General features: G+C 70.4%; 4 protein-coding genes. All 4 read right to left on the bottom strand.

Annotated features, from left to right (window positions below):
* Positions 1–16: 16 nt before the first annotated feature.
* The 4 genes from J7I98_RS31185 to J7I98_RS31170 all read right to left on the bottom strand — a co-directional run bounded on the left by J7I98_RS31185 (position 17) and on the right by J7I98_RS31170 (position 6812).
* The gene (locus tag J7I98_RS31185) at positions 17–1234 is read right to left on the bottom strand and encodes an alginate lyase family protein (protein ID WP_214928400.1); all 1218 of its coding nucleotides are present in this window, start codon (positions 1232–1234) and stop codon (positions 17–19) included.
* A 208-nt stretch (positions 1235–1442) separates the two neighbouring features.
* Positions 1443–4166, bottom strand: a complete 2724-nt coding sequence (gene glgP / locus J7I98_RS31180) for an alpha-glucan family phosphorylase (protein ID WP_214928399.1) — start codon at positions 4164–4166, stop codon at positions 1443–1445.
* A gap of 157 nt (positions 4167–4323) precedes the next feature.
* The gene (locus J7I98_RS31175) at positions 4324–5610 is read right to left on the bottom strand and encodes a flavin-dependent oxidoreductase (RefSeq protein WP_214928398.1); all 1287 of its coding nucleotides are present in this window, start codon (positions 5608–5610) and stop codon (positions 4324–4326) included.
* A 20-nt stretch (positions 5611–5630) separates the two neighbouring features.
* Positions 5631–6812: a monodechloroaminopyrrolnitrin synthase PrnB family protein gene (locus tag J7I98_RS31170; RefSeq protein ID WP_251021484.1), complete on the bottom strand. Its 1182-nt coding sequence runs from the start codon at positions 6810–6812 to the stop codon at positions 5631–5633.
* Between the last annotated feature and the right edge of the window lie 113 nt (positions 6813–6925).

Genomic DNA, 6925 nt, shown 5'->3' with positions numbered 1-6925 from the left:
AATTATCAGACAGGCCTTAGGCCGGGTTGCCCGCGTGCGTCAGTGTCTCCCAGGCGACGAAGAGGTTGTTGGACCCGGCGGGCCGCTGCTGCTCGGTCAGCCGCTCGGTGCTGGTCATCGTGTATCCCATGCGGTTGTGGAGCGCGTTGAAGCCGACCTCGGTCACCGGGCCCAGCTTGTCCTTCAGGCTGCCGCCGCACAGCGACGAAGGAACCGGCTCCCCCAGCTGGTACTTGGCGTGGAAGCCCAGCGCGTGCCGCAGCCGGTCGGCGACCTCCGGGTAGAGGTCCTGCCCCTGGATTCGGCTGGTCTCGGCTATGTGCGAGATCGCCGAGAGGCCGTATCCGGTGTGCGTGAGGTCGCGGCAGGTCTCCTGGCTCAGCCCGTTGGTGAAGGTCGTCTGCCCCTGCCAGTACTTGATGATCTTCTCGCGGGTGTCGAGGTTGCTCCCGGGAGCGGTCTTCGGCAGCGCACCGTCGCTGTTCAGGTAGATGTACGCGGGCACCCGCCCACGGAATTTCGCGACCGCCTTGTCGTACGCCGTGCGGTCCTCCAGGAAGACGGCGATCCCGATGGCGGCCTCCGTCATGCTCAGCTCCCAGTTGCCGTTGGAGTGCGAGCCGTTGATGACCTCGGGAAGGTAGACCGTGCGCAGCATGGTGGCGAAGCGCCCGGAGTTCGGCCAGCCGCCGGTGTAGGTGTACTTGATGATCTCGGCGGCGCGCGGCCACGAGGAGCCCGCCCACCCCGTCTGCAGCGGAGCGTTGGAGTTGGTGTGGTCCTTGATCACGGCCGACCAGGCGTCCATGATCTCGACCGATTTCCTGGCGTAGCGGGCGTCACCGCTGATGTGCCAGGCCAGGGCGAGTGTGTACGCCGCGATCGCGTCCTCGCGCTCGTCCGTACAGCCGTAGTTGGGGTTCGAGTACGAGCCGCATTCGACGACCGCACGCGGCTTGGGGGTGCGTGACAGCGAGGCGTACTTGCTGGCCAGCATCTGGTCGTACGCCCCCTTCCAGGGCTGCGCACCGGCCCGCACCTTGTCCCGTACGAAGTCGAGTTGCGGGCGGCTGACGAGGACGCCGGGGTGGGTGAACGCGGTGGGCGCGGCGGCAGCGGCCGGCGTGACGCGCTCCGCTCTCCCGGCGGAGGCCGGGGCCATGAAGGCCGCTCCGATGAGGCCGGCCAGGGCGGCGGCGAGGACGAGGACGCGGGGGACGGATCCGGGACGCATGGGGGGCTCCATTCAGGTACCTGAACATGGGGTGAAATGGTGAACCCTGCAATGAGTGAGGAACCTAAAGGCGTCTCATGGACACGTCAAGAATGAGTGCTCAGTGAACGAACTGAACGAAGTAACGACGTAACGACGTAAACGAAGGGGCCCGGCACCCTTCGCAGGTGCCGGGCCCCTCAGGACCGCCTCACGCCAACTCACAGCGTCAGCGCATCAGTACGCCCGCGCCCTCCCCCGTCGCCCCGGTGGGCAGCGCCACCAGCCCCAGATCCGCGTTGTGCGCCAGCAGCGGGTGCGCCGGAAGGATCCGCACCGTGTACCCGTAGGGACCTGTGCGGTCGAGGGCGAGCGGGCCCTCGTACACCCAGCGGCCGTCCAGGTCGGGCCCGCTCGCGGGCTTCAGCGGAAACGGCTGCGCGTCGCCGATCGCATCGTCCGGGTCGACCCGTCCCGCGACCGCCTGCACCTCCACGTCCTCCGGCTGCAGCGGCCCCAGCGCCACCCGCACCCGCAGTCCGAGCGTCGAGCCCAGCTCCGCGGTGCCGTTGACGGCGGTGGCCGCCGTCGCCTCGACGTGGTCGACCGTGACCCGTGGCCAGCCGGCGCGCACCCGGGCCTTCCAGGCCGCCAGTTCCCTCGCGGTGTCGGGTCCGAGGGAACGGTGCGCCTCGGCGGCCGGGGCGTACAGCCGCTCGACGTACTCCCGCACCATGCGTCCCGCCAGCACCTTCGGGCCCAGGGTTGCGAGGGTACGGCGGACCATTTCGATCCAGCGCTCGGGCAGCCCGTCCCGTCCCCGGTCGTAGAAGCGCGGTGCGACCCGCTGCTCGATCAGCTTGTACAGCGCGTTGGCCTCCAGGTCGTCGCGCCGGTCCTCGTCCTGCACCAGGCCGGAACCCGTGCCCGGACCCATGCCCGGAGCCGTGCCCGGCCCCGTGGCCGCATTGGCCGGGCCCGCCGGGCCGGCGCCCCCTCCCACGCCGTCGGCGGTCGGGATGGCCCAGCCGAAGTCCGGCTCGAACCACTCGTCCCACCAGCCGTCGAGGACGGACAGATTCAGGCCACCGTTCAGCGCGGATTTCATCCCGCTCGTCCCGCACGCCTCAAGCGGCCGCAGCGGATTGTTCAGCCACACATCGCAGCCGGGGTAGAGCTTCTGCGCCATCCCCATCCCGTAGTCCGGGAGGAAGACGATGCGGTGCCGCACCCGCGGATCGTCCGCGAACCGCACCAGCTCCTGCACCAGCCGCTTGCCGCCGTCGTCCGCGGGATGGGCCTTGCCCGCCACCACGATCTGGATGGGCCGCGTCGGATGCAGCAGCAGCTCCATCAGCCGGTCGCGGTCCCGCAGCATCAGCGTGAGCCGCTTGTACGAGGGGACGCGCCGCGCAAAGCCGATGGTCAGGACGTCCGGGTCCAGTACGCCGGAGATCCAGCCGAGTTCCGCGTCCGCGGCGCCGCGCTGCCGCCACGATGCGTACAGCCGCTCCCGTACCTCCAGGACCAGCTGTTCGCGCAGGGTGCGCCGCAGGTCCCAGATCTCGGCGTCCGCGATGTCGGCGACGGTGTCCCAGCGCTGGGATCCGCCGACCGACAGGGCGTCCTCGGTGCGGGTGGCGCCGATCTGGCGTGCGCCGAGCCGGAAGACCTCCGGCGCGACCCAGGTCGGTGCGTGCACGCCGTTCGTGATCGAGGTGATCGGCACCTCTTCGGGGTCGAATCCCGGCCACAGGCCCGAGAACATGTCGCGGCTGACCGCGCCGTGCAGGGTGGAGACGCCGTTGGCGCGCTGGGCGAGCCGCAGCCCCATCACGGCCATGTTGAAGAGATTCGGCTCGCCGCCCGGGTACGTCTCCATACCGAGCTGGAGGATGCGTCCGACGTCGACGCCGGGCAGCTCGCCGTCGTCCCCGAAGTGGTGCGCGACGAGCTCGCGGTCGAAGCGGTCGATGCCCGCCGGTACGGGCGTGTGCGTCGTAAAGACGGTCCCGGCCCTCACCGTCTCCAGCGCGGGCTCGAATTCCAGCCCCTGGACGGCGAGTTCGCTGATCCGCTCCAGGCCGAGGAAGCCGGCGTGCCCCTCGTTGGTGTGGAAGACCTCGGGCGCGGGATGGCCGGTCAGCCGGCAGTACGCCCGCACGGCCCGCACACCCCCTATTCCCAGCAGCATCTCCTGCAACAGCCGGTGCTCGCTGCCCCCGCCGTAGAGCCGGTCGGTGACGTCGCGCTCCCCGACCGCGTTCTCCTCGACGTCAGAGTCGAGCATCAGCAGCGGTACGCGTCCGACCTGCGCCTGCCAGATGTGCGCGCGCAGCGACCGCCCGCCGGGCAGCGCCAGTGCGACCTGGCTGGGGGTGCCGTCGGCCTCCCGCAGCAGGGAGACCGGAAGTTCGTTCGGGTCGAGTACGGGATAGTGCTCCTGCTGCCAGCCGTCCCTGGACAGACTCTGCCTGAAGTATCCGTGCCGGTAGAGCAGGCCGACCCCGATGAGCGGTACGCCCAGGTCGCTGGCGGCCTTGAGGTGGTCCCCGGCGAGAATGCCGAGGCCGCCCGAGTACTGCGGGAGGGCGGCGGTGACTCCGAATTCGGGTGAGAAGTAGGCGACGGCGGCGGGCAATCGGGTGTCGGGCGACTGCGACTGGTACCACCGGCGGCCGCGGAGGTAGTCGTCCAGGTCGTCGGCCGCTGCGGTCAGTCTGCGCAGAAAGCGCCGGTCTGCGGCCAGCTCGGCCAGCCGCCCGGCAGGTACGGCCCCGAGCAGCCGTACGGGATCACCTCCCGCGGCCGCCCAGCCGTCGGGGTCGACGCTCTGGAACAGCTCACGGGTCTCGGTATGCCAGGACCACCGCAGATTGCGGGCCAGGTCACTGAGCGGTTGGAGGGATTCGGGAAGAACGGGGCGCACGGTGAATCGACGAATGGCCTTCACGTGTTCCACCTTCGCAGGGGACAAACGAATCGGGTCGGACGCACGACGGTGTGCTTCCGGCCTTCCCCCCGACGGTAGTGCCACCCCGCCCCCGCAACCACGGCGCACGGCGGGCGCTCGCGGTGGCAGACCTGCCCCGCGAGCGCCTCATGTGTGATCAGCGCACCGCGTGCGGCAGTACGTCGTACGGAGAGCCCAGATTCACCGTCCCGGGGTCGAAAGCCCCGGTGGCGGCGTACTTCCCGGCGATGGCCGCCAGCTCGTCGGCCGGGATCACCTCGTCGATGTCGGCGAACCCTCCGGGTGCCCGCTCGTGCGCCAGACTGATGACGACCTCCGGTCCCAACTGCCGGTTGGAGCACTGCAGTTCGGTCATCGCGGGCCTGCGCCCCGCCTCGTACACGGCAAGCGCCTCGGCCGGGTCCGTGTGCGTCGCCATGGCGTGGGCGAGCGCGCGGGCGTCGACGATCGACTGGGTGGCTCCATTGGAGCCGATCGGGTACATGGCGTGGGCGGCGTCGCCGATCAGCGTCGTACGGCCGTGGGTCCAGCGCTCCAGCGGGTCGGTGTCGACCATCGGGTATTCGAACGCGCCGTCGGCGGCCAGCAGGACCTCGGGGACGCTGACGCCGTCGAATACCCAGCCGTCGTAGTGGTGGAGGAACTTGGTGACCGGCACCGGCCTGTTCCAGTCGCCGCGCGAGGCGTCGTCGATGGAGTCGGCAGGCATCGCGAGGGCCCAGTTGACCAGCACTTCGCCGGTCTCCGGGTCCGGTTCCGTCATCGGGTACACCACGGCCTTCTGCCGGTCGGAGCCCGCGATGAACATGAACGTACCGGCCCGGTCCTCCGGCATCCGGGAGGTGCCGCGCCACACCAGCATGCCGTTCCACGGCGGCTCGCCCTCGTCCGGATTGAGCGCGCGGCGGACTGTGGAGCGGATGCCGTCGGCGCCGATCAGTACGTCGGGCTCCAGGGCGGCGCGGCCGCAGGTGCCGCGGTCGCGGTGCTCCAGGTGTACGCGGGCACGGCCGTCCGCCAGCATGGAAAGGCCCGACAGGCGTACGCCGCCGACGATGGCGGAGGGCCCGATGCGTTCCCGTACGGCATCGGCCAGCGCCAGTTGCAGGTTGCCGCGGTGGATCGAGAGCTGGGGCCAGTCGTAGCCGGCGCCGAGGCCGCGGGGCTCGCGGGATATCAGGCTGCCGGTGCAGTGGTAGTAGCGCAGTTCACGGGTGCGTACGGACTGTGCTTCGAGGTCGTCGAGCAGCCCGAGTGCGTCGAGTTCGCGTACGGCGTTGGGCATGATGTTCAGCCCGGCGCCGACCGGTTGGATCTCGCGCGCCGCCTCGACCACGGTGATCCGGTCGAAGCCGGCCGCGTGCAGGCTCAGGGCGGCGGTGAGCCCCGCGATGCCGCCTCCGGCGATCAGAATGTGCGTCATGGGGGAAGCCCTTCGCCCGGTCAGGCGGCCGGAGTGCGCGGCCGTTCGGTGGCGCGGCGCACCAGCGTCTCGTTGTCCCGGGTCAGGTCGAGTACTGAGCGCAGGAGTTCGATAGGGGCGCCGCCGCTGCCCACCTCGTACAGCCGTACCTCCTCGCTGTACGCCTTGCGGGCGATGCCGATGTGGCGGGCGCGGAACGTCTTGAGGATGCGCAGCACCCGGGCGAGCGAGACGGCCGACGCGGCCAGTTCGGGGGGCAGCCTGTCCACGGTCTCCCAGCTGATGGCGGCGGACAGCTTGGAGATGGCGGAGGTGCCGCCCTTGTGCGTGGCGTGGAATTCGCGCCACGACGGCAGGCTGTACTGCACGGATTCGGCGAGGAACTCGTCGTACTGCGGACTGGTGTGGTCGCACTGCCACAGCGTCAGGTCGATCGGCCACAGCGGGACCTGGGCGGCCGCCGGGCCGAGATAGTCGCGGCCCGCTACGTCGATCTCCTCGAAGTACGGGCGCAGGACCTGGGCGAAGAAGACCGGCGAGACATTGGCGACGGTGAAGTCGATGGAGTCGACCATCGACTGGACGTGCTGGGCGGTGCGGTCGAGGGCGAGCGAGAAGCCCGGTTCGTGCGGCTCCAGGCGGGCCAGCGCCGCACACGTGTCCAGCGAGGCGGCGAGGCTCGGGAAGACCATGCGGACCGCGTCCTGGAGGTTGCCCTCCATCTCCTCGCCGGTGTACATCCGCTGGCGTGCGCCGATGGGGTTCCACGTCGTGTAGTGGTGCACAGTGTCGCGCGGCACCATGTCGGTACGCCGCCCCAGCGCCTCCAGGACGGTCAGGGCTTCGGGGACCACGGCCAGCGGTTCGGTGCCGTGCCGCTTGAGCGAGCCGAGGATCATGCCGAGGTCGCGCATCGCGGCGAGCGACTCGACGACGCTCCACTGGGCGACGGTCCCCGAGGTCGGCAGGAGGGTGCGCAGGGCGACGGTGAGCGCGGCCACGTCGGCGTCGCGGTTCATCGCGGGCAGTACGGCGAGCAGCGGGTCGGCGGCCAGTGGGTCCGCCTCGCGTATCTCGGATATCCGGTAGCGCGGTTCATTGCGCGCATCGAGGCCGGGCGATGCGAGAACCGGCGATGCGAGGCCGGCTGATACAAGGCCGGCCACGGCATGGCCGGTCGCATTCCTCAGGTGCATGGTCATGGCGAAGTCCCCCTCGGACAATGGGTTCGGTGGATGCAATGCGGTGGTGCGCCTGGCCGGACCAGCCAGTTCGTCCCGTACACCGGGCCGCTCCACCGCAGCGGAGCGCAGGC

It is taken from the genome of Streptomyces sp. ISL-98, from assembly GCF_018614055.1.
GTDB classification, from domain to species: domain Bacteria; phylum Actinomycetota; class Actinomycetes; order Streptomycetales; family Streptomycetaceae; genus Streptomyces; species Streptomyces spiramyceticus.
The sequence above is the reverse complement of the archived record's forward strand: the minus strand, read 5'-3'. Positions and strand labels throughout refer to the sequence as shown.